This is a genomic window from Dokdonella sp. (genome assembly GCF_019634845.1).
Classification (GTDB): Bacteria; Pseudomonadota; Gammaproteobacteria; order Xanthomonadales; family Rhodanobacteraceae; genus Dokdonella_A.
Genome location: NZ_JAHCAQ010000005.1, coordinates 51,187 through 74,796, shown reverse-complemented (window position 1 = coordinate 74,796; position 23,610 = coordinate 51,187). Strand labels below are relative to the sequence as shown.

At 69.1% G+C, this 23,610-nt stretch carries 9 protein-coding genes; 1 reads left to right on the top strand and 8 read right to left on the bottom strand.

Annotated features, from left to right (window positions below; translation table 11 throughout):
• Positions 1–260: 260 nt before the first annotated feature.
• The 8 genes from KF903_RS05070 to KF903_RS05035 form a co-directional block, all read right to left on the bottom strand.
• Positions 261–1,619 carry an AMP-binding protein gene (locus KF903_RS05070; RefSeq protein ID WP_291211867.1) on the bottom strand — a complete coding sequence of 453 codons (1,359 nt, stop codon included), beginning with the start codon at positions 1,617–1,619 and terminating at the stop codon, positions 261–263.
• A gap of 15 nt (positions 1,620–1,634) precedes the next feature.
• Positions 1,635–2,201 carry a Sua5/YciO/YrdC/YwlC family protein gene (locus tag KF903_RS05065; protein WP_291211864.1) on the bottom strand — a complete coding sequence of 189 codons (567 nt, stop codon included), beginning with the start codon at positions 2,199–2,201 and terminating at the stop codon, positions 1,635–1,637.
• Between the two features lie 78 nt (positions 2,202–2,279).
• On the bottom strand, positions 2,280–2,612 hold the full coding sequence (locus KF903_RS05060) for a hypothetical protein (protein ID WP_291211861.1): 333 nt from the start codon (positions 2,610–2,612) through the stop codon (positions 2,280–2,282).
• Positions 2,613–2,619: 7 nt separating this feature from the next.
• The gene (locus KF903_RS05055) at positions 2,620–5,190 is read right to left on the bottom strand and encodes a DNA topoisomerase I (RefSeq protein WP_291211859.1); all 2,571 of its coding nucleotides are present in this window, start codon (positions 5,188–5,190) and stop codon (positions 2,620–2,622) included.
• Positions 5,191–5,553: 363 nt separating this feature from the next.
• On the bottom strand, positions 5,554–6,732 hold the full coding sequence (locus tag KF903_RS05050) for a peptidoglycan-binding domain-containing protein (protein ID WP_291211856.1): 1,179 nt from the start codon (positions 6,730–6,732) through the stop codon (positions 5,554–5,556).
• A gap of 390 nt (positions 6,733–7,122) precedes the next feature.
• The gene (locus KF903_RS05045; protein ID WP_291211853.1) at positions 7,123–9,645 is read right to left on the bottom strand and encodes a winged helix-turn-helix domain-containing protein; all 2,523 of its coding nucleotides are present in this window, start codon (positions 9,643–9,645) and stop codon (positions 7,123–7,125) included.
• Positions 9,646–9,865: 220 nt separating this feature from the next.
• Positions 9,866–11,014: a DNA-processing protein DprA gene (dprA, locus tag KF903_RS05040; protein ID WP_291211850.1), complete on the bottom strand. Its 1,149-nt coding sequence runs from the start codon at positions 11,012–11,014 to the stop codon at positions 9,866–9,868.
• Positions 11,015–11,139: 125 nt separating this feature from the next.
• A complete protein-coding gene (locus tag KF903_RS05035; protein WP_291211847.1) occupies positions 11,140–12,300 on the bottom strand; it encodes a LysM domain-containing protein in 1,161 nt (386 codons plus the stop codon).
• Between the two features lie 803 nt (positions 12,301–13,103).
• Here KF903_RS05035 and KF903_RS05030 point away from each other — a divergent pair.
• Positions 13,104–23,534 (top strand): MBG domain-containing protein, encoded by a 10,431-nt coding sequence (locus KF903_RS05030; RefSeq protein ID WP_291211845.1) that lies wholly within the window; start codon positions 13,104–13,106, stop codon positions 23,532–23,534.
• Positions 23,535–23,610 lie beyond the last annotated feature (76 nt).

Genomic DNA, 23,610 nt, shown 5'->3' with positions numbered 1-23,610 from the left:
TGGCCGCGCAGATGAATCGGGCGTAAATGCGACCGCGGCGGCGCTGGAAACTTTCGCCGCCCGACCCGATCTATGTTCCCGGACGCACGCAACGGCGTCCCTGGTTGGCTCACCTCCCCTTGAGCACAACCCTGAAGCCCGATCCCTCCCCAGATCGGTCTTCCTGCCCCGAGGGCTTCCCCTGGCCCTCGGGGCAATCTATTTCTGGCCCCCGCACATTGCGCCGCCGCGCGTCGGGCGGGTGGCCGGCCGCCCCTCGCTCAGTCGCGGGCGCCGAGCATGGCGATGAGCCGCGCACGCGGCAGCTTGCCGGTGTCGTTGCGCGGCAGCGCCGGCACCTTGCGCAGCGGGCGCGGCAGGAAGGCCGGGTCGATGCAGTCACGCAGTCCGGCCAGCAGCTCGGCCTCGCTGCGCCCGGGTGCGACCACCAGCGCGGCGACGCGGCGCACGCCGGCGGCATCGGGCTCGTCGAGCTGCAGCACGGCGGCATCGACGACACCCGGCAGCGCCAGCACGCGCCGCGAGAGATCGGCCAGCGAGGCCCGCTTGCCGGCGATGTCGACGAAGTCGGCCTGGCGCCCGCACAGGCGGAAGCGCCGCTGCGGGAGCAATTCGACGAGATCGGGCAGCACGACGGGCGCCGCGAACCAGGGCGCCTCGACCAGCGTGCCGTCGGGCTGCGGGTGCAGGCTGACGGCCTCGTGCAGCCGCCAATCCTCGCCATGGGCCGTGCGGCGCTGGGCGATCACGCAGGTTTCGGTGGAGCCGAACATTTCGAGCAGAACGGCGCCGCAATGGGCCTCGGCGGCAGCGGCCAGCGCCGGTTCGAGCGGCGCGGTGGCCGACACGATCGCGGCCAGCGGCGGCAACGCGACGGCCGAGCGCAGCAGGGCGCGCAGGTGCACGGGCGTGGCGACGAGGATGCGCGGCGCCGGAACCTGGGCCAGGGCGGCGGCGACGTCGGCCGGCAGCAGCGGTCGCCCCGAGTGCACGGCGAACGCACCGAACAGCGGCGGCAGCACCGACAGCTCGATTCCATACATGTGCTGCGCCGGCACCGTGGCGACGATGTGGGCCTCGACCCCGGTCGGCAGGCAGGCGCGCAGCGCACCCAGATTGGCCGCGCAGCTCGCGCCGAACATGCCCCAGGTCTTGGCGTGGGCCTTGGGTGTTCCCGTGCTGCCCGAGGTGAATCCGATTGCCGCCACCTGGGCGGCGTCGAGCGGCGGCGGCGCGCAACCGCGCGCGTTCGCGCCGAGCGGCGCGATGACATGGGTCGGCACGCCCGCGATCGGCGCCTCGCTGGCGGCCACGCTGCCCGGATGCGCATCGAGCAGCTCGAGGATCGCAGCGGGCGCGCGCGAGCCCGCGAGCAGGTTGACCTGGCCACGACTGGCGGCGGCGCAGAAGGTGACGAGGAACGCATAGCGGTCTTCGCACAGGTTGACGAGGTGACTGCCCGCCGGCAGTTGCGCCGCGATCGCGCCGACATCAGCGAGGAAACCCGCCACATCGACCGCGCGGCCATCACGCCAGGCGATGCAGCGCGTCGCGCTGGCATCAGCGAGCAACGGCACCTGCGCGCCGCTCGAGGCACGCGCTTGCACTACAGCCGACATCGCTCCATCCCCAGTCTAGGCTCTGATCACGTCCCCGCTGATAGCGTCGCGGATCGCGGTCGGCCGCTCAAGTCCCCCGAGCGGGCCATCGATGATCGCCGCGAGCGCGTCGCCGAACGCGGCGCGCACCGCGGCCGCCGAGCGCGCCGGCGGCTCGCCATGGCGGTTCGCGCTGGTCGATACCACGGCGCCGCCGAAGGCGCGGCACAGTGCAGCGGCCGGCGGATGCGCGGTCACGCGCAGCGCGATGCCGGCATGGCTGCCGGCGATCCAGGCCGGTACCTCCGCTGCGCGCGGAAAGATCCACGTATGCGGTCCGGGCCAGCTCGCCTGCGCGCGCGCCAGCGCGGCGGCCGGCGTGCGGGCCAGGTCGATGTACGGCGCGACCTGGTCGAAGTCGGCGCCGATCAGCAGCACGCCCTGCGTCGGCGGGCGCTGCTTGAGCTCGAACAGGCGGTTGAACGCGACCTCGTTGCGCGGATCGCAGCCCAGGCCGTAGACGGCCTCGGTCGGATAGGCGACGACGCCGCCGGCGCGCAAGGCCGCCGCCGCCTCGATGCTGCCATCGGGAGCCTCGCTCATGCGGTCGATCCTGCGCTCATGCGCGGCAATACGCAAAATGGCGCGCCCGGTCCCAACGACGACATCGCTGCGGCCGCCTCAGGCACATTCGAACAGGGCCAGTCCGCAGTGTTCGCAATGGCGTCCCGGCGGACTGTGCCAGGCCAAACGCTGCGCGGGGCGGCCATGGAACGGCTCGCCGCAGCGCGGGCAGGCAAAGCGCAGCCGCCGCGCGTTGTGGCGCAGCCTGGCCGCAACGCATGCAATCGCCGCCGCCGCGGCCACCGGGCGCATCGACGGCTGCAGCAGCGGCCATTGCCCGGCGGCGATCACGTAGGCGCCGCCAGCGACCACGGCCAGCAGTGGCAACGCGCCACCGCGCCGGTATGCGCGCCACGCCGCCGCGCAGTCGGCGGCTGCGGGACGCGTCATTGCCGCCTCACCATGGCGGATCGGCCGCGACCTTCTTCGCCGCCGCCTTCTTCGCCGGGGCCTTCTTCACGGCTGCCTTCTTCGCCGAAGCCTTCTTCGCCGCCGTCTTGCCGGCGGCCTTCTTCGCCGGGGCCGCCTTGCGCGTGGCTGCCTTGCTGGCGGCGGTCTTGCCGACCGCGGCCTCGCCGGCGGCGGCCGAGCTGGCTGCCGACGATTTGCCGGCGGCTTTCGCGGCGGGTCGGCTGGCGGCCTTGCCCTTGCCCTTGCCGAAACGCCCGCCACCACGTTTGGGTCGGTTCGGCGCAGCGGCGAGCAGTTCGACGCATTCGGCCTCGGTCAGTTCGCGAGGTTCCTTGTCCTTGGGGATGCGCGCGTTCTTGTCGCCGTCGGTGATGTAGGGGCCATAGCGGCCGTTGAGCACCTGGATGCCGTTGCCGAAGTCACGGATGATGCGGTTGGCGGCGGCTTCGGCCTTGGCGCGAATCAGTTCCAGCGCGCGCGGCAGCTCGATCGTGTAGGGATCGTCGCCGGTCTGCAGCGAGGCGTACAGCGTGCCGTGCTTGACGAACGGACCGAAGCGACCGACGCCGACCGTGATGTCCTCGCCGTCGTCGGCCTTGCCGAGGTTGCGCGGCAGCTTGAACAGTTCGAGCGCCTCGGCCAGCGTGATCGTGTGCATGCTCTGGCCCGGCCGCAGCGAGGCGAAACGCGGCTTGTCCTCATCGTCCTTGCTGCCGATCTGCGCGAACGGCCCATAGCGGCCCAGACGCACCTGCACGGGCTTGCCCGAGTTGGGATCGCTGCCCAGTTCGCGCGCGCCGGTGGCCTCGGAGCGATCGACCGTTTCGCTCTTGTCGTCGACCGTGGCCTTGAACGGCTTCCAGAACTTGTCGAGCAGCGGCACCCAGTCCTCCTCGCCGCGGCTGACCGCGTCGAGCTCGTCCTCGAGCCGCGCGGTGAAGTCGTAGTCGACGTACTGGCTGAAATGCGCCGACAGGAACTTGGCCACCGCGCGGCCGACGTCGGTCGGCTTGAAGCGGCGACTGTCGAGGATCACGTACTCGCGGTTGAGCAGCACCTGGATGATGCTGGCATAGGTCGAGGGGCGGCCGATGCCGTATTCCTCGAGCGCCTTGACCAGCGAGGCTTCCGAGTAGCGCGGCGGCGGCTCGGTGAAATGCTGGTCGGCCTCGATCGCGGCCAGCGGCACCGCCTCGCCGATCTTCATCTGCGGCAGCTTGCGGCCCTCGTCCTCGTCCTCGGCGTTCTTCGCGTCGCGGCCTTCCTCGTACACGGCGAGGAAGCCCGGATCGACGACGGTCGTGCCGCTGGCGCGGAACATCGACTCGCCACCGGCGTCGAGGTCGACGCTGACCGTGTTGAGCGTGGCGTGCTGCATCTGGCTTGCCACCGCGCGCTTCCAGATCAGCTCGTAGAGCTTGCGCTGTTCGTCGTTGAGGTAGTGGGCGATGTCGCGCGGCCGGTGCAGTGCCGAGGTCGGGCGGATCGCCTCGTGCGCTTCCTGCGCGTTCTTGGACTTGTTGCGGTAGAAGTGCGGCTCGGCCGGCAGCGCCCGCGCGCCGAAATCCTGGCCGATGAGCTGGCGCAGCTCGCCGATCGCATCCATCGACAGCGACACCGCGTCGGTACGCATGTAGGTGATGAGGCCGACCACGCCCTCGTCGCCGAGCGCGACGCCCTCGTACAGGCCTTGCGCGATCTTCATCGTGCGGCTGGTCGAAAAACCGAGCTTGCGCGCGGCTTCCTGTTGCAGCGTCGAGGTCGTGAACGGCGGCGCCGGGCGGCGCTTGCGTTCCTTCGATTCGACGTTGGCCACCACCAGGCGACCCTGCGCGGATTTCAGTAGCGCATCGCGCGCGGCATGCGCGGCGGCGGCGTTGGTGAGGTCGAACTGCTCGAACTTCTTGCCGCGCAGGCGCATCAGGCGCGCCTTGAAGCCCTGGTCCGGATGCGCGCAGTCGGCTTCGATCGTCCAGTATTCGCGGGCCTTGAACGCCTCGATCTCCTCCTCGCGCTCGACGATCATGCGCAGCGCCGGCGACTGCACGCGCCCCGCCGACAGGCCGCGCTGCACCTTGCGCCACAACACCGGCGACAGGTTGAAGCCGACCAGGTAGTCGAGTGCGCGGCGCGCCTGCTGCGCGTTGACGAGGTCCATCGAGAGCTGGCGCGGATGGGCCACCGCTTCCTTGATCGCGCGCGGCGTGATCTCGGAGAACACCACGCGGTGCAGCGCCCGGCCCTCGAGCAGCTTGCGCGCCTTGAGGATTTCGGCGATGTGCCAGGAGATCGCCTCACCTTCGCGATCAAGGTCGGTGGCCAGATACAGGGTGTCGGCCGCCTTGGCCGCCTTGGCGATCGCGTCGACATGCTTCTCGTTGCGGTCGATGACCTCGTAGTTCATGGCAAAGCGGCGGTCGGGATCGACCGCGCCTTCCTTGGGCACCAGGTCGCGCACATGGCCGTACGAGGCCAGCACCTGGAAGTCCTTGCCGAGGTATTTGTTGATCGTCTTGGCCTTGGCGGGCGATTCGACGATCAGGAGGTTCTTTGCCATGGGATTCCTTGGAGGCGACCACCCGCGGCTGCGGGCAGCGTCTTGCTGCGGCGCAGCGAAAACTCCTTTCTAGTGGAAACACGCCGCGCGGCGTGCTGTCAAGCCGCGCGCGTGGCCGTGGCGCGGTGCAGCCCTGGTGATGGGGCCGATCAGGCGCGGCTCAAGCCTGCCGGTCACGGGGCGTGACCGGCTCGCCGGCGCGGCTCCCGCGCGCGCGGGCCAGCAAAAAAAAAACGGGACCGCGCTCGGCGCGGTCCCGGTCATCGCGGCCCTCGACGGGCCTGGGCAATCAGCGCGGCGTGTCTGAAGCGGCGGCGTGCCAGCGGCGCGCCGACCGTTCAATCAGGCCGAACTGGCCGCTCGTCAGTACTTTTCCCACCACGTGAACGGCACGCGGTACGCGGCCGGGGTATTGTCCGGCCGGTGGCCCGCCAGGCCATCCTTGCCAACGTAGTAGTCGGCCACCTGGTTGCGCGCAGACAGGGACATGTCGGTGTCACCGATCGCAATCGCATGCACATGCCGGTTCCACGACGCGCTCGTCGGCCGGTACCACGCGGCGAAACCGACCGTGCGCAGCGCCTTCACCAGCTGCCAGACCTGGGTCTGGCTCAGCGATGAAATGTTGATGTCGACCGCGCCGCCACCGTCGTGCGTTCCAGCCGACGCGCCCACGCCACCGGCGTTGTAGGAGCCCTGCGTCAGGGAAATGGACCGGCCGAACAGGCGTTGCGCCGCAGTCAGCATCGCGCTCGTGCGTGTGTTGACGCGCTTGCCCGCAAACGTCGTGCGCGAGCCAACGAGGATCTTGTTGGTGACCACGAAGCGACCCGATCCCAGCGAGGTCAGCGAGCTCGGGCCGGGAATGCCGGTGGCGTCGAGTCCGGAATAACCGAGGCGGCGCTGCCAGGTGGCGTAGGCCGACGTGGTGCCGTTGCCGTACCAGCCATCGACCGTGGTGCTGATGCCAACGGCGTTGAGTCCCTGCTGCACGCGCTTGACGTCGTCATTGCCGGCCAGTCCGCTCTGGTTGCCGCGGAACGGCTCGACCTGGGCCTGGATGACGACATTGGCCATGTGCACCGAGGGCAGTGTCATCGGCACGATGTTGAGCTTCATGTCAGCGGGCTGGGCGCCGGACAGGCCCGCCTGCAGATCCTGCTGATCCAGGCTCAGCTCCCGCGTGTATTGCGTGCAATCGGTTTCGCTCTTGCAGAAACCGCCGAGCACGACCGCCCAGGTCTTGTCGTCGGCATCGCGACGCACGTCGATCACGCTCTCCTCGTCGGTGAGCTGGGCGCCCAGCGCTTCGGTGGCGGCGGCGAGATCGTCCGCCGCCAATTGCGCGCCGCCTGCAGTGAGCCACGGATGGTCGGCGTCGTTGTCGGCCGCGGCGCTTTGGGCGCCCGCATCCTGGGTGGCCGCGGCATTGCTGGCCATCAGGCCGTGGGAGTGGTCCGAATCGTGGTCACCGGACGCGTACAGCGGCCCCGACAGGCTCACGGTGATCGCAATGGCCAGCGCTGTTAGCAGTTTGTTCATGGTCTCCCTCACGTATTGACGTCAATGGTCATTCGGAATTGCCGGAGGTATGAAACCGACGCTCGCAACGCGCTCCGGCAGGGTCGACGGTGCGCCGGCCACGGCCTGCTGTCGTGCCGATCCCGTGCCGATGTGATGTGGACCTCGTGATGAAATGCTCGTGAGCGCTGGCGTGGCGATGCACCCGCGCCGCGCTGGCTGTTGCGGTGCGTTCCGGTCGGTCCCGCTCGGTCTGCACGCAACGCCTTGATTGCCTTTGGATACGTGCGGCGACGCCGAAAGTGTCGCGGCAGCGCGCTGCGACGCAGCACGACATGACGGGATCCGGCGCGGTTGCTGGCGGCGCCAGCGGCGGTGGTGGCGCGGCGTGCGCGCTCGTCGAAAGCGGATTCAGCGCGAGGTCGTGGCGGGCGCCGTCGCCAGCGGACCCAGGATCGCGCGCAGGTCCGCCGGTGCCTGGCGCTCGCCGATCAGCTCACGCACCCGGCGCGCCGCCAGCCGGGCACGCTCCTCGTTGCCTTCCGCCAGGCGCACGCGCAGCACCGTCAGCGCTGCGTCGTAGTCCCGATCGACCACTCCGGCTGCGTGCGCCTCGAGCAGATCGATCTGCTGCGATGCGTCGGCGACGCGCCCCCGCGACAACAGGAACTGCACGTAGTCCGCCACGATATCAAGCATGACATTGGGGCTGCGCTGGGCGCGATCGAGCGCGAGCGCGGCGCGGTAGTCGGCATCGGCCGCGTCGGTGTTGCCGCGGCGCGCGTTCCAGTAGGCGCGGGCCAGCAGCCCATTCTCGCTCACAGCCGCCTTCAGAACTTCGATCTGCTTGGGCGTGAGCCGTGGCAGCGGCGCCTGCGGGCTCCAGGGTGCTTCGCCCGCCTGCGCGCGGACCAGCAACGACAGCAGCGTTTCGCCATCTTGGCGATAGGTGAAGGAACCGTCGTCTTCGACCTTGGCGAACAGTTCGAGTCCCTGCGTGGCGGCGGCACGAGCCTCTTCCCATCGCCCCTGCATGATCCGCAGTCGCGCACGTTGATTGGCCATTTCGATCAGCTCCACCCGGCTGCCGTCGCTTGGCCGATTGTCGGAAATCTCGCGCTGTATCACCCGCTCCTGTTCGTTGAGCAGGGCCTCGGCTTCCTGCAGTCGCCCCAGTTCCATGAGCGCCCAGGTCCGCACGCGCAGATAGGTGAATTGTTCGTAGTTGCTGGCGCCGCCACCGGTCTGCAGCAGGGGCCGCATTTCGTCGCTGACGTGCAGCACATCGTCCCAGCGTGCCTGCTCGATCAGGATGAAGGCGGTCCAGTTGGCATTGACGAGTTGCGAAGCCACTGCGTTATAGGCACGCAGCACGCGACTGCTCTGTTCGAGCAGTGTCATCGCTTCCATGTATCGGCCCTGCAGCTCGGCCTGCTGCGCCATCGTGCTGGCCACCCGGGCTGCGCGCAGCTCGTCGCCGAGGGCGAGGAACATCTCCCTGGCGCGGGCAAGATCGCGCGCCGCGTCGGCCTGCCTGCCGGCGACGATGGCGGCGATGCCGCGAAACTGCGTGGCCATGGCCAGATCGCGCGGTGAATTGGCCTTGTTGAGCAATTCCAGCGCCTCGTCCACGAGCGGCGGCCAGTCCGGTTCGCTCAACTGGCGCATCGCGGCGGCCTTGCGCAGCAGGGCACGTGCGAACGCCACCGGCCGCGTGGTCCGGTCGAGCCGCTCGAGCCAGTGCTCGGCCTTGTCGCGCGCGGCGCGGTAGCGGCCTTGATCGAGATCGAGATCGATTTCGAGGATGCCCGCTTCGGGCATTTCACGCGCCTGCGCCGGCAGGCGCGACAGCTGCAGCAGCGCCCCTTCGAAGTCGCGGGCGCGGAGGGACTGCTCGATGATCCCGAAGGCTTCCTCGTTCGATCCGTCGAGGGCCGCCCCCGAAAGCTGCAGGCGCTGGGTGAGCCGGGTGACCGCAACGCGCGCCGCCGCAGTCAGCTCGCTGGCGTTGGCATCGACCCGCGCGCTGCCGAGCGACTTCGATGCCGCATCGAGTTCGACGACCCAGTTGTCGCCGAGCCGGTGCACGCGCGGCTGGATCACGATGGTGGCATCGAGTTCCGCCCGCAACGGCTCCACACGATCGCTCGCAACCGGTTCGCGGATCCGGGCCAGCACCTTGTCGACCGGTGCCACCGTGGCGCCGGTGCGGCGCAGGCCCTCGCCGACCAGCGCCATCAGGCCGACGCGCGCCCAGCTTTCGGATTCGTCGGGCAGTGCGGCTGGCAGCACCCATACCTGCGACGAGTGGGCCACGTCGGTGGCGGGTGTGGCGGGCGCAACCTCCTCGACCGGCGCGCGACGCCAGACGCCGACGAGCAGCAGCAACAGCAACGCCAGCAGCAGCAAGCTCGCGCCTGCGCGGCGACCTGCGGCAAAGCCGGGTGCGGGCACCGCCGGCTGCGGCACTGACGGCGGCACCGCTACCGGCACGGGCACCGCCGCCGGCAACGATGACGGCGCCTCGGTGGTGGCCGGCGCGGGCGCCACTGCCGCCGGGTCGGGTTCGGGTGGCGTGGTCGCGTGCTCCGCAATGGGCGCGCCCGGGTCCACCACATTGGCGTCGATGGCGTCGACGTGGCCGACCCAGTGATAACCGAAGCCCGGTACCGTGCGAACCAGACGCTGCAGGCTGCCGTCGTCGTCGACCAGCCGGCGCACTGCGGCGACGACCTGGGCCAGCTGGTTGTCCGACACGCTGTCGTGCTTCCACAGCGCGCGGGCCAGTTCGTCGCGCCCGATGGCCCGCTCGCGGTGCTCGATCAGATAGGTCAGGCAGTCGAACACCTTGCGCGAAACATTCAGTGGCACCGCTTGTCGCTGCAGCAGGCGCGCAGCCGGGTCCACGAGGAAGGTGTCGAATCGGTATTGCATGCGTCAGTTCGAGCCTCGTGGCGGCAAGCCTGATGGGGAAGGTCCGCACAGGTCGTCGTGGCCAAAGCCATCGCGACGCCTTGCCATCGTGCCGGACCATGAAGCCTGGCTCGCATCCATGCGGGTGGCCACCAGCCTACGTCGCCGCAACCAGGCCTTCCGTGACCGATGCCCAAGTATCGCGTGGCCGGCCGTTTCCGCAATGGGCACCGCCGCGACGTCAGCCCACGCGGCGCGCGTAGCCGCCGCCGGCGGCGACGACTTCGCCCTCGAGTTCGAGCATCAGCAGCATCGACGCCAGCGCCGGTACGCCCAGCCCGCTGCGCGCGGCCAGCGTGTCGACATCGAGCGGATCGGCTTCGAGCGCCGCATACAGTCGCGCATAGTCGGGATCGTCGTCACGCGAGCGCGTGCGCGCCGTCGGCGCGCGTGGCGCCGCGACGGGTGCGGGAGCGAGCCGCTCGCGCAGGCTCGCGCCGAGCCGGCGCGCGAGTGGTGCGAGTTCGTCGATGATCTCGGCCGTGGTCTCGACGAGCTTGGCGCCCTGGCGGATCAGTTGGTGGCAGCCACGCGCGAGCGGGTTGTGGATCGAGCCGGGGATCGCGAACACCTCGCGGCCCGCTTCGGTCGCGTGGCGCGCGGTAATGAGCGCACCCGAGCGCGTGCCGGCCTCGACCACGAGCGTGCCGAGCGCAAGGCCTGCGATCACGCGATTGCGTTGCGGGAAATGCGCCTGCTGCGGGCCGGTGCCGGGCGGAAACTGGCTCACCAGCGCGCCGCTGGCCGCGATGCGCGCGGCCAGCGATTGTTGCCGCGCCGGATACACGCGATCGGCGCCGGTGCCGAGCACGGCCAGCGTGGCCGCGCCCGCGGCGAGCGCACCCTGGTGCGCTGCGGTGTCGATCCCTTCGGCCAGCCCGCTCGTGATCGCAAAGCCCGCCGCAGCGAGCGCGCGCGCGAAGGCCTCGGCGTTGGCTGCGCCGGCAGGCGTGGCATTGCGGCTGCCGACGATCGCCACCTGCGGCTGCCACAGTGCGCTCGTGTCGCCCGCGACGAACAGCGCGGCCGGCGCCGCCGGCATTTCGTTGAGCAGCGACGGATACTCGTCGGTATCGCAGGTCAGCAGCGCATGGCCGGGCTGCGCCAGCCAGGCCAGGTCGGCGTCGATGCGCTGCCGCTCGGGATGGCGCAACCAGTCGCGGCAGGCCGGGTTGCGCGTGCGCTCATGCGCGCCCGCACGCGCGGCGCCGAGCGCGGCCACCGCGTCGCCATGCGCGGTGAGCAGTTCGCGCAGCGTGACCGGCCCCAGTCCCGGTGCGCGCAGCAGGATGAGCCAGGCTTCGAGCCCGGCGCTGGCCGCAGTGTCCATGCGTGCAGTCTAGCGGGCCACACAACGCAACACGGCGCGAAGTTGCCTTCGCGCCGTGTAGGAAATCGACCGATGCGGTACCGGCCGGCGACTCGATGCCGCGGGCGTCGCCCGCGGCGCATGCATCAGGGCGTGCTGTCCGGATCGTGCAGGAAGTTGCCGAGATGGACCGGCTTGATCGAATCCATGACCAGGCCATAGCTCACGCGCTGGAACGTGCGGAACACCATCACGTGGCCGACGAACTCGGGCGGCAGCTTGGCCTTGGAGTCGCGCGGGTGCAGGAACTTCTTCACGCTGCCGTCGGGATAGTCGGTGCGGTCGCTGACCGTCGCGCCATCCTGGTAGATGCTGAAGGTCTGGCCGTTGCCGATGCCATCCTCGCTGCCGCGCGAGAGCGCCACCACCTGCAGCGGGCCGACCGCGTTGAACGCGTCGCTGAACGCGATCACGCGCATGTTGGCCGGCACGCTCGCCGGTGCATGCGGCACATACTCGGCATCGTAGGGCTGGTCGTCGAGCGGCAGCAGGTAGTCGCCCTTGCGCACCTCGACGTCGGACGTGGTCACGAGCGCCGACGACACATCGTTGCCGCTGCGCGTGACTTCGGCGGTGCCGATCTCGGCCATTTCGTAGCCGAGGAAGCGCGTATTGCCGCGGAACGTGAACTCGTTGGGGCCGTGCCGCCACAGGATCTGGCCGCGTGGATCACGCCAGGCGTCCTTTTCCTGACGGTGCACTTCGCGCGGCGCACCGGCCGACACCGGCGGATAGTCGTAGTAGCGACCCAGCGCACGCACGATGGCCAGGCGCGTACCGGGCTGCGCGCTCAGGCCGCGCACGTAGATGAGCTGGCCCGGGCTGCTGCGCAGGCGGTCTTCCTCCAGACCGACCACGTGCGGCGCATCGCGCAGCGTGTCCTCGCCGACGATGCGCGTGTTCTTGAGCCACTGCTTGAGCGCCGACAGTGGGATCGGCGCGATCGCCGCCTCGCCGCCGCTCTCGCGCACGCGCGGGCCCGTGTCGCCCACGCCAACGTGGCCGTCACGCAACACCAGCACGTCGCCGGGGTAGATCAGGTGCGGGTTGGCAACCTTGGGGTTGTCCTGCCAGATCTCCGGCCAGTGCCAGGGCTGGCGCAGGAAGCGCGCGGAAATGCCCCACAAGGTGTCGCCCTTCTTGACCGTGTACGTGTCAGGCGCGTGGTCATTCCATTCGACCGTCGCCGCGTACACGGTCAGCGTGAACAATGTTGCGGCACAGACTGCAAGCAGTTTTTTAAGCATGACCGCCAATTCCCCGATTCCCCGAAGATTTCGGTCAGTGTAGAGGAAAACTCGGGCGCAGGAAAACGAACTGCGTCGCAGGCCGGCAAGCCGATGACCGGGTCCGGTGCCGCGAGCACCGCGCAGCACGGTCCGCGGCGGCGCACGCCGCCGCCGCTGCTCCCGTGCCGGTCGGTCGAGCCGGCATGGCGCCCGACCTGTAAAAATGTGACGCAGCGCGCACTTTGCGGGCCACCCGGTGCCCGCGACTGTCACGAAGCGACACGTCGGTCACGCTCGATGCGCAACGCAGACAAGGACTTGCAGCGGCCGCTTCAGGTTCCGGCACAACGCATTGCCGCAGCTCGCCGGCGCCCCGGCCAGCCCGTGTGCGGGCACCGGAGTGGCCAAGCGCCCGCGCTTGGCATGTCGATTGCTTGGGAACCCGGTGCTTGATCCGTCAGCGCGCAGCGCAGGTGCCCGGCACATGGGGCGGACAAGCCAGGGGCGATCCCGCGTCGGGATCGGGCGAGTCGGTGGGCGTACCCCGCCAAGGGATAGGGAGCGAGTCGGGCATGACTACCGGGGCAGACATGGCAAACGGGTTGGCGGCGGCGCTGCGCGGCGACATTTCGGGCGGCAGCGGTCGGGCGCCATCGGCAGCCGCAACAGCGGTCCGCACGGTGCCTGTCCCGCCGACGGGCGCCGCGGCCGTCGCGTCGCCAAGCGCACCCGCGCACCCGCCCGACCATCGCCAGAGTTTTTCACTCGTGCGGGCACAGCAAGTGCCCACACCGTTTTCGACCAATATCAGGGAGCCTGTCATGTTCGTCGTCCGGAATCCGTTGTCCGCGTTCGCCCTGCGTCATGGGCTGGGACTTGGCTCTCTGGTGCTGGCGGGATTGTTCGCGTTTGTGCTGGCTGCCGCGCCTGTTGCTGCGCAAACGCTCACCCATCGGCCCAACGGTACGGGGGCCACGGCAACGGCCGGGAATGCCAAGATGGTTCGCCGCGCCAAGGACGAGGCTCAATTCGCCTCGCTTGCACTGGCGCTCGCCGACACCGCAACCGCCGACGGCGACGAGCTCCAGCTCGCACCCGGCGTGTATTCGGGCGGCATCGTGCTGACCAAGGGCGTGAAGCTCGTCGGCAGCACCGGCTACACGCCGCTGGCCGGCCCGACCACGCCGCCTGCGGTGATCATCGATGGTGGCAACGCGGTGCAGGATGGGATCGTCGTCAATTCGGGCGTGACCGGCGCAAGCATCAGCGGCCTGGAAATCCGCAACTTCACCCGCCATTGCATCCATGGTCAGGCCGGCAACCACGACCTCACCATCGAGCAAAACGTACTGCACCACTGCGCCGACAGCGGCGTGTGGATCAATGGCGATGTGGACAACGTCACCATCGACCACAACGAGGTGCATGACTTCGGCTACGGCGGCTTCGGCCCGCCGGTTGCCGGGCGCGGCATCGTGGTGTGGAACGGTGTGAAGCGCGACATCACCATCAGCAACAACTGGGTGCACGATGGCACCGGTTGCTGCGGCATCGAGCTGCAGGACGGCACCGCCACGGGCGCGTGGATTACCGACAACGTGGTCGCGAACGTCGGTGATTCGGGCATGGGCTTCGTGCAGCTCACCTCGGGCTCGCCCACTTCCCGCGCCAATATCATCTCGGGCAACCAGATCACGAACACCGGCCGCTTCGGCATCGAGATCAAGATCCCGAACGGCACCGGTGCCGCCAGCGGCAATGGCGCGATCATCGTCGAGAACAACATCATCAACGGCGCTGGCATCAAATCGCTGCGCGACCGTGCCGGCATTGCCGTTTACCGTCGCGCGTTCGCCGGCCTGCCAGGTCAGGTCGATGCGACGCGCGGCGTGATCGTGCAGGACAACACGGTCAGCGGCTTCCGCACCAACCTTGCCGGTTACGAGGGCTACGGCATTGTGGTCGAGGGGCTGGGTTCGACGGTCCAGCGCAATACGCTTTCCAACAACGACATCGGCTTCCAGCTCCAGCAAGGCAATCCCGACGGCACTCCGCCGGGCGACGCCAACCAGAACGCGAACAACGACTGGTTCGGCCGCGGCAATGCGCCATTCACGTGTGCCAGCGTGGGTGAGGGCGCGGACGCGAACAGCTACAGCGCCAACTTCAGCGCCGACCAGAGCGAGATGCCGGCGGCGACGCCGATGATCGGTTCGCGCGTGACCAACCAGAACACCGGGGCGCGTTATTGCACGATCACCTCGGCGGTGGCGGCGGCCAGCAATGGCGACACGATCCTCGTCGATGCCGGCATGCTGGCCGAGAACGTGGTCGTGACGCGGCCGATCAAGATCCAGGGCGCGGGCCAGGCGCTGACCACGGTCGTGCCGGCCGCGTACAACCCCGACTGCAACGGCGCGCCGCTCGGCACGCAGGGCTCGATGTGCGGGGATGGCACCGCGAGCATCGTGTTCCTCGTGAACGCCTCGAATGTCGAGATTTCGCAGCTCACGGTGGACGGCATCAATCCTGCTCTGCCCGGCCATGCGACCGACATCGCCGCGCGCAACGGCATCATGAGCTCGACCACGATCGCCAACATCACCAATTTCAAGGTGCATGACACGACCGTGCGCAACATCTGGCTGCGCGGCATCTACTCGCCGAGCACCAATGGCACGTTCGCGTTCCGCCGCAACACGGTCGACAACGTGAAGGCGGACCCGGCCTCGATCGGCATCTTCAGCTTCTACGGCAGCGGCAGCGTCGACGACAACGATGTCTCCGACGCGAATGATGCGATCGCAGCCAACTGGTCGAAAGGCATCATCTTCGAGAACAACCGCGTCAGCAATTCCAACTCCGGCATCCACACCGACAACAGCGGCGGGTCTGGCGGCAGCGGCACTGATTTGATCGAAAACAACACGATCAGCTGCGGCAGGGACGATGCCTACGGCATATTCACCTTTGCCAACTACAAGAACGTAACCGTGCGCGACAACACGGTGCGCGCGTGCGCGATCGGTCTGGGCTCGTTCGGTGGGCGCAGCGACTCGAATCCGGCGCTGGCGACCGCGGAATTCCTCGGCAATTCGGCCGACGGCAGCGATGCGACCGTTTCGGATCCGGCTGACACGACCGTGGGCGCGATGTTCTCGACCACGCTGTTCCAGTACGGCGACGCGTCGCATCAGGTCCAAGCCTCGGGCAACATCATCACTGGTTTCGGCATCGGTGTGTTGACCGACCGCACCAACGGCAAGAGCCTCGCGACGACGGCGCACTTCAATCGCCTGAGCGGCAATACCGCGGGCTGGCAGGACGCCGGCGATGCCGTCACCGGCAGCAACGGCGCGAGCGATTTCGAGAACAATTGGTGGGGCTGCAACGACAGTCCCGACAGCGGCAGCGGCTGCGCCGCGGCGGCGGGCAACGGCGACTTCGACCCCTGGCTCGTGCTGAGCCTGCCGACCGGACCGATCGAGATCGCGCGCAATGCGAGCCTGCCGATCAGCGCCGACCTCAACCACAACTCCAACGGAGTCCTGGTTGCCAGCGTGTTCCCCGACGGCACTCCGATTGCGTTCGCGGCGAACAATGGCGCCAACGCCACCACACCGGGTGCGACCAGCGGGGGCGTGGCGACCACAACCTTCTCCGGCCTCGCCAGCGGTCAATCGACCGTGAGTGCGACGCTCGAGAACGCGGTCGCCGAAGTCGTCGTGCGGATCACGCAGGCGACGATCACGCTCGATGCCCCGCTCACCCGCACCTACGACGGCACGCCGCAGGCGGTGACCGCAACGATCGCCGCGCCGCATGCAAGCGCAAGTTATGCCGTGACCTACGCCGGTAGCCCGACGCCACCGACAGCGGTTGGCAGCTACGCCGTGGTGGCCACCATCACCGACAACTGCTGCGAGGGCTCGGCCAGCGGCACGCTGACCATCACGCCTGCCTCCACCACCATCGAGTTCCTGCCCGCCAGCGGGAGCAGCCTCACGTACAACGGCGGCACGCATGCCGTGACGGCGCGCTTGACTGCCGAGCAGGGCACGGCGTGCCCGGTGACCGGCACGGTCGGTCCGAACGTGGGCTCGTACACGGTCAACGCCGCGGCCTGCACGGGCGTCAACCACACCGCCCCGGCCGCCAGCGCGAACTACACGGTCAGCCCACAGCCGACCACGATCACGTTCTCGCACCTGACGCAGGCCTACGACGGTTCGCCCAAGTCCGTGGTGGCCACCACCGCGCCGACGGCTGGCGTGCCGCTGGCGATCACCTACAACGGCAGCCCGACACCGCCGACCGCGGTGGGCAGCTATGCCGTGGTGGCGACGATCACCAACGGCAACTACGTGTTGTCGGGCGGCAACACGGCCACGCTGAACATCGTGCTGGGCACCGGCGACATCGCCCTCGTGCTGAACGGCCCGGTCGATCCGATCCACGTGGGCGACACCGCCCAGTACGCGGCGACGATGCTGGCCAATCCGGCGCTGCATGTGGGCGAGTCCTATGGCTACCACGTCGTGCTGTCGAAGTCGGGCGGTGATCCGCTGGCGCTGAGCGACCTCGCGACGATGGAAGTGTGGACCGGTTCCAGCTGGCAGGATGCGAGCGCGCTGATGGCGCTGTTCACGCTCGACGGCAGCGGCAACCTCGTCTACGACTTCCCCGGTGGCATTCCGGGCTATTCGACAGGCTTCCCGATCCTCGATCCGAGCTGGACCTGGAACGTGCGCTTCACCTACGCCACACCGGGTACCTACACATTGTCGACGACGCTGACCGATGGCATCGGCGGTGCGCCCGTCACGCCGACCGTGGCGGCCTCGATCGCCACGGTGGTGCTCGATGCGCTGCCGGCGACCGACATCCATCTCGTGCTGGGCGGTCCGGCCGAGTCGATCGAAGTGGCGCAGGTGGCTGAATACACCGGCACGCTGCTGGCCGATCCGAGCCTGCATGTGGGCGAGGACTTCTTCGTCAAGGTGACGATCAGCAAGAGCGGCGGCCATGCCCTGGCGCCGAGCGATCTGGCCACGATGCAGATGTACTACGGCGGGACGTGGACCACGCTGCCGCCGGACGAAATCACCCAGCCAGGCGGGCCGGGCACTGAGCTTGTGTACTACTTCCCGAAACCGGCGCTGCCGGGCGGCTTCCAGATCACCAGCCCGAGCTGGACCTGGAACTTCCGCTTCGGTTATGCCGATGTGGGTGTGTACACGGCGGTGGCCGAAGTGGTCCACGCGGCCGACGCGGGCAATCCCTCGGCGCATGTGTTCGCGACGGCGGCGGTGGCGACCACGGTGGTCGCGGCGACGCCGCACCTGCCCGACCTCGGCCTGCTGCTCAACGGCCCGCTCGATGACGTCGAACTGGGCGATGCGGCGCAGTACACCGGCACGCTGCTGGCCGAGCCGGCGCTGCATGCCGGTCACACGTTCTGGACGCGCATCCGCATCCACAAGACGGGCGGCACCCATGCGCTGACTGCAACCGATCTGGCGAAGATGGAGCTCTACCAGGGCGGCTGGCAGGATCACACCGCCACGCTGCAGCCGCTGCTCGTGCCCGATGGCGGCGATCTCGTCTACTACTTCCCGCAGCCGTTCGCGGCGTTCACGATCGACAACGCGATCTTCTCGTGGAACTTCCGCTTCACCTACGGTGATACCGGCATGTACACCGCGACGGCCGACCTCATCGATGCCGCCGAGCCGACACCGCTGACGGCACCGGCGCTGGCCAGCGCCAGCACCACCACGACCGTGATCGACACGCCCGACATCCATCTGGATGTGCAGGGCGCGGTGACGGGCATGGTGGGCACGCCGGTGCAGTACGTGGGCACGCTCACGGCTGATCCGCTGCCGCCGGCGACGAACCGGTATTTCGTCGAGGTGCGCATCCAGCGCAACGGCACCGCGGCGAGCGCGTCGGACATCGCGAAGGCCGAGATCTTCTGGGGCGGCGTGTGGGTGGATCCGGTGGCCGACCTCGGCGCCTCGATTCCGTGGTCGGTCGATCCGCTCACCAATGAGCTGGTGTACCTGTTCCCGCAGCCGGTCATGCCGGCCGGCTTCCCGATCGACGAGCCGAGCTGGACCTGGCAGTTCCGCTTCACCTATGCCAACGCGGGCGTTTACACGGCGACGGCCACGGTGATCACCGCCGATGGCAGCGCCACGCCGGTGTCCAACACCGAGTCGATCCACACCGACGTGAGCGTGCTGGCCGAGGACATCCACCTGACGTTGAACGGCCCGGTGGCCGGCGTCGAAGTGGAAGCGCCGACGGCCTACATCGGCCGCCTGCAAAACCTCGGCGGCGCGCTGGCCGAGAACGGCTACGTCAAGGTACGCATCGACATGGCGGGCCAGACGCTGGTCACGAGCGATGTGACGCTCGAGGTCTGGAACGGTTCGATGTGGGTCACGGGCCCAGTGAGCGAAGTCGCCAACGGCCTGGAAGTGAACTTCCCGGACCTGACCGGCTTTGCGATCCCGGCGGGCTTCGACTACACCCACCAGTTCCGCATCACCTACCACCGCACGGGCGTGTTCCATGCCACGGCAACCGTGCGCGGCGCCACGAGCGGAGATGCCTATGCGTCGGCCGAGATGTTCACCGAAGTGGTGCCGCAGGCGATCATGACCGCGAGCGTGCTGTTCGACCCGGCCAGCCTGCACGCGACCTTCGATGGCAATGCGCACGCGGCATCGGCAACGACCGTGCCGCCAGGCCTCGCGCTCGTCTACACCTACGACGGTGGCAGCACCGTGCCGACGGCGGCGGGCAGCTACGTGGTGCAGGCGTCGGTCAATGATGCGCTGTACACCGGCTCGGCCACGGCCGTGCTGACCATCGACAAGGCCCCGGCCACGGTGACGATCAATGCAGCCGATCTGCACCAGTCCACGCCCGTGCATGCCGTGGGCGCGGTCGCGAGCGTGGCAGCGCCGCTGCCGGCGCCGACCGGCACGATCAGCCTGACCTACGACGGCAGCCCGACGCTGCCGACCCTGCCCGGCACCTACACCGTGGTCGCCACGCTCGTTGATCCGAACTACACGGCTTCGGCGAGCGCGACGCTGGTGGTTGGCGATGGCGCAGCAGTGACGATCTCGCTCGACAGCGCGCCGGCGATGGCGCTGGTGGGTCTGGGCGCGCCCTACACCGACCTGCTCGACTACACCGGTTCGGTTGGCAACAGCGGCAGCCCCACCACGCAGAACGTGCATGTGGAACTGACCGTGGTGCGCATCGACGATGGCAACGGTACGGGCGGCATGCCGGTCGCCATCGCCGCCGATGACGTGCTCGCCTGCGTCTACGATCCGGCCGGCTGGGCCGCGCAGGAGCCGGGCAACCACCACGGCTGCCCGAACGACTACGCATCGCTGTTCCTCGGTCAGGCGATGGGTTCGCACAATGGCCGCACCGCGACGATCTTCCGCTACCCGAACCTGGCGGCCAACGATGCGGTGATGCCGAACGTCGATCCGCCGGTGATGCTGGGCATCAAGCTCGCCTTCAAGGCGGGCGAGTACCAGCTCTTCGGCAGCATCGTCGGTGCCGACGGCCACGTCTACGCGAGCAGTGCGACTGCGCGCACGACGGTGCCCAATGCGCAGCTCACCTACAACGGCCCGACCGCCGGCCAGGCCGAGGATGCGTTGCTGTCGCAGGCACGCCTGACCAACACGGGTGGTCGCGCCGACGGCAACGTCATTGTCAAGGTGACGCTGGCCGACGTGGGCGGCGCCACGCTGGCGCCGGCCGACGCGGAGTTTGCCTACCAGCTTGGCGGCAGCTTCATGCCGCTGCCGTGGACGCAGGCCGGCAGCGACCTCGTCACCTGGTTCGGTCCGCCGACGGGCTTCCCGCTCGAGGACGGCTACGACGCGATCAGCTCGGCCCGTGCGATCTTCCATCGCGAAGGCAGCTACACCGTGACCTATGACGTGCTCGATGCGGCGACGCACGCGGTGCTGTTCACGAGCACCGAGGTGACGCCGGTCGTGATCGGCCCGAACATGGTCAGCTTCGCGCTGAGCGATCTGGCGCAGGTCTACGACGGCACGCCGCGCGCGGTGACGGTCACGCCGGCCGCGGTGCCGCACGTGGTGGTGTACGAGCCGCTGACCGGTCCGACCTGCCCAGCGACGCCGAGCGGCAGCAACACCACGCCGCCCACCAATGCCGGCAGCTACTGCGTGTACGTTGACGCAACGGGCGTGTATCAGGGCGGTGCACAGGGCACGCTGGTGGTGGCCAAGGCTGCCGCAGCGGTCACGCTCGACGATGACGACGGCACCGTCGATGGCACGATCCATCGCACCTACGACGGTTCGCTGCAGGTCGTCGCGGCCCACAGCACGCCTGCGGTTGCATCGATCCTCGTGACCTACAACGGCGACGCCACGCCTCCCGAGGTGGCCGGCACCTATTCGGTGGTCGCCACCGTGGTCGATCCCAACTACAGCGGCAGCGCGAGCGGCACGCTCATCGTCGCCGCCAATGGCGGTGCGACGATCACGCTCGATGGTGCGGTCAGCAACATCGTCACGCGCACCTACAACGGCACGCCGCAGGCGGTGACCGCGACCACGACGCCGGGCGGCATCAGTTACGTCGTGACCTACGTCGGTGATGGCGGCACGCTGTATCCGCTCAGCACCACGCCGCCGAGCGACGCCGGCCAGTACCACGTGGTCGCCAGCACCACCGATGCCAACTACGCGCCGGTCAGTGCGACGGGCACCCTGGTGATCGCCCAGGCCAACGCGGGCGCGACGATCACGCTCGACGACGACGATGGCACGGCAGACGGCACGATCCACCGCACCTACAGCGGTGGCGCGCAGGCCGTGACCGCGACCACCAACCCGACCGGCTTGGCGTATGCGGTGCAGTACGTCGGCATCGCGCCGACGAGCTACGGCCCGAGCGCGGTTCCGCCGACCAACGTGGGCAGCTACGCCGTCACGGCGGGCATCACCGACCCGAACTACACCGGCATCACCGACAGCGCGACGCTCGTGATCGCGGCGCAGTCCGGTGGCGTGGTGACGTTCGACCGCACCAGCTTCGTCTACAACGGCCAGCCGCAGTCGCCGCTGGCGTCGATGGCGGGCGATGCCAACGTGAGCTGCAGCTACGCTTACCTGCAGGGCGTCACGCCGTTGTCGGCAGCGCCGACCGCTGCGGGCAGCTACGAGGTCACCGCAACCTGCACCGGCAGCAACACCACGGGCAGCGCGAGCACGGCCTTCACGATCGCCAAGGCGACGGGCACGGTGGCGTTCGGGCCGACGAGCTTCACCTTCGACGGCAGCGCGCACTCGACCACGGCGGTGATCGCGCAGGAGCCGGCAACGAGCTGCGCGCTCGCGCCGAGCGGTGACTATCCGCGCACGCACGCCGGCAGCACGGCGCTGGCGGCGACCTGCAGCGGCAGCAACTACGATGCGAGTGGCAGCGCCACCCTGGACGTCGCAGCCAAGTCGGTGACGATCGCACTGTCGGGCCTGGGTCCGTGGGTCTACGACGGCAGCGCCCATCCGGCCACGGTCAGCGTCGGTGGCGAGGTGGCTGGTTTCGCCGCCACCGTGACCGTCACTTACGCCGGCAGCACCATCGCGCCATCGGCGGTGGGCAGCTATGCCGTGGTGGCGGCGCTGGATGCGGCGGTGACCGACTACGTCGCCACGCCGGCCAGTGGCGTGCTCGTGATCGGTGCGCAGAACGCGACCGTCACGCTCGGCGATCTGGGCGCGGTCTACGACGGCACTGCGCATGCGGCCAGTGCCACCACCCAACCGTCGGGCCTGGCGGTCAGCCTCAGCTACGACGGCAGTGGAACGGCGCCGACCAATGCCGGCAGCTATGCCGTGGTCGCCACGATCACCACGCCTGGCTACAGCGGCGCTGCGAGTGGCACGCTCGTGATCACCAAGGCGTCGGCCACGGTGACGATCGGTGACACCACGCAGGCCTGGGACGGCACGCCGAGGGCAGTCTCGGTGGTGACGGTACCGGCTGGCCTGACCGTCGATGTCAGCTATGACGGCAGTGCGAGCGCACCGAGCGCAGTCGGCAGCTATGCCGTGCTGGCGAGCGTCAACGAGACCAACTACAGCGGTTCGGCCGCCGCCACGCTCATCATCACGAGCGGTGCCGCCAGCACGCTTGCCGCCAATGGTGCGACCACGTTCACCGGTACCGCCGGGCAGGCGTTGGCAGCTCCGCTGCCGTCGGTCAAGGTGAGCGATGCGGGCGGCAACCCGGTCGCGGGCGTGGCGATCACGTTCAGCGCCGGTGCCGGCAGCGGCACGCTCAGTGGTGCCAGTCCAACCACCGATCAAAACGGCATCGCGACGCTCGGCGGCTGGATCCTCGACACCATGCCGGGCACCAACACGGTCACCGCCAGTGCGGTCGGCGTGACGGGCACGGTGACGTTCACGGCCGAAGGAGCGGCCGTGGCGGGCGCACTCAATGCCACGATCACCGACGGTCGCGTCGCGACCCAGGTGGGTCGCCTGCTGACCTACACCATCACCGTGGGCAACGGCGGCAGCGCCGCCATCAACGCGGTCACCGTGACCGATACGCTGCCGGGTGAGCTCGATGCGGCCACCGCGAGCTGGCAGTGCATTGCGATCAATGGTGCGAGCTGCACCGCCAGCGGCAGCGGCAACCTCGCCGACAGCGTCAATCTGCCGGCGGGCAGCAGCGTGGTGTATCTGCTCAACGCCCGCGTGATCGACGACCTCGACGGCATGATCGACAACAGCGTGACCGTCAGCGGCGGCGGCGACAGCCTCGTGCGCACCGACAGTACCGAGATCGTGATCTTCCGCGATGGCTTCGAGCTCGGCGGTGACGGCGCGCAGTGGAGCAGGTCGGACGAGCTGGCCAATGCGGGCGCGCTCAGCGAGGACAAGGCGGTGACGCTCGCCCTCGACGCGGCGGCATTGGCCCCGCTGCAGCGCGTGGTGCTGGCGCAGGCCGCCGATGGCGCGTTCAGCGTCGAGGCGATCCGCATCGACGCGCGCGTGTACCTGCGCCTGGTGGTCGCCGACGTGGCAAGCGCGTGGAGCGTGGCCGGCGACGACCACATCGCTCTCGTTCTCGTCGGCCGGCACCTGAGCCTGGTCGGCGCCGAGTCGGAATTGAGCCTGGACTTGCCGCAGGGCGGCACGTTCATGCTCGAGCGGCTGACGCGACATTGATGCAGCAGGGCGCGGCAGCCGCTGCGGTTGCCGCGCCCGATCGTTGGGGGCAACGGGACGATCGCGCCGCCAGCAC

Bases quoted from the DNA above. Each gene is read 5' to 3' on its own strand.
- KF903_RS05070 (WP_291211867.1), bottom strand. From the start codon at position 1,619: ATGTCGGCTGTAGTGCAAGCGCGTGCCTCGAGCGGCGCGCAGGTGCCG.
- KF903_RS05065 (WP_291211864.1), bottom strand. From the start codon at position 2,201: ATGAGCGAGGCTCCCGATGGCAGCATCGAGGCGGCGGCGGCCTTGCGC.
- KF903_RS05060 (WP_291211861.1), bottom strand. From the start codon at position 2,612: ATGACGCGTCCCGCAGCCGCCGACTGCGCGGCGGCGTGGCGCGCATAC.
- KF903_RS05055 (WP_291211859.1), bottom strand. From the start codon at position 5,190: ATGGCAAAGAACCTCCTGATCGTCGAATCGCCCGCCAAGGCCAAGACG.
- KF903_RS05050 (WP_291211856.1), bottom strand. From the start codon at position 6,732: ATGAACAAACTGCTAACAGCGCTGGCCATTGCGATCACCGTGAGCCTG.
- KF903_RS05045 (WP_291211853.1), bottom strand. From the start codon at position 9,645: ATGCAATACCGATTCGACACCTTCCTCGTGGACCCGGCTGCGCGCCTG.
- dprA (WP_291211850.1), bottom strand. From the start codon at position 11,014: ATGGACACTGCGGCCAGCGCCGGGCTCGAAGCCTGGCTCATCCTGCTG.
- KF903_RS05035 (WP_291211847.1), bottom strand. From the start codon at position 12,300: ATGCTTAAAAAACTGCTTGCAGTCTGTGCCGCAACATTGTTCACGCTG.
- KF903_RS05030 (WP_291211845.1), top strand. From the start codon at position 13,104: ATGTTCGTCGTCCGGAATCCGTTGTCCGCGTTCGCCCTGCGTCATGGG.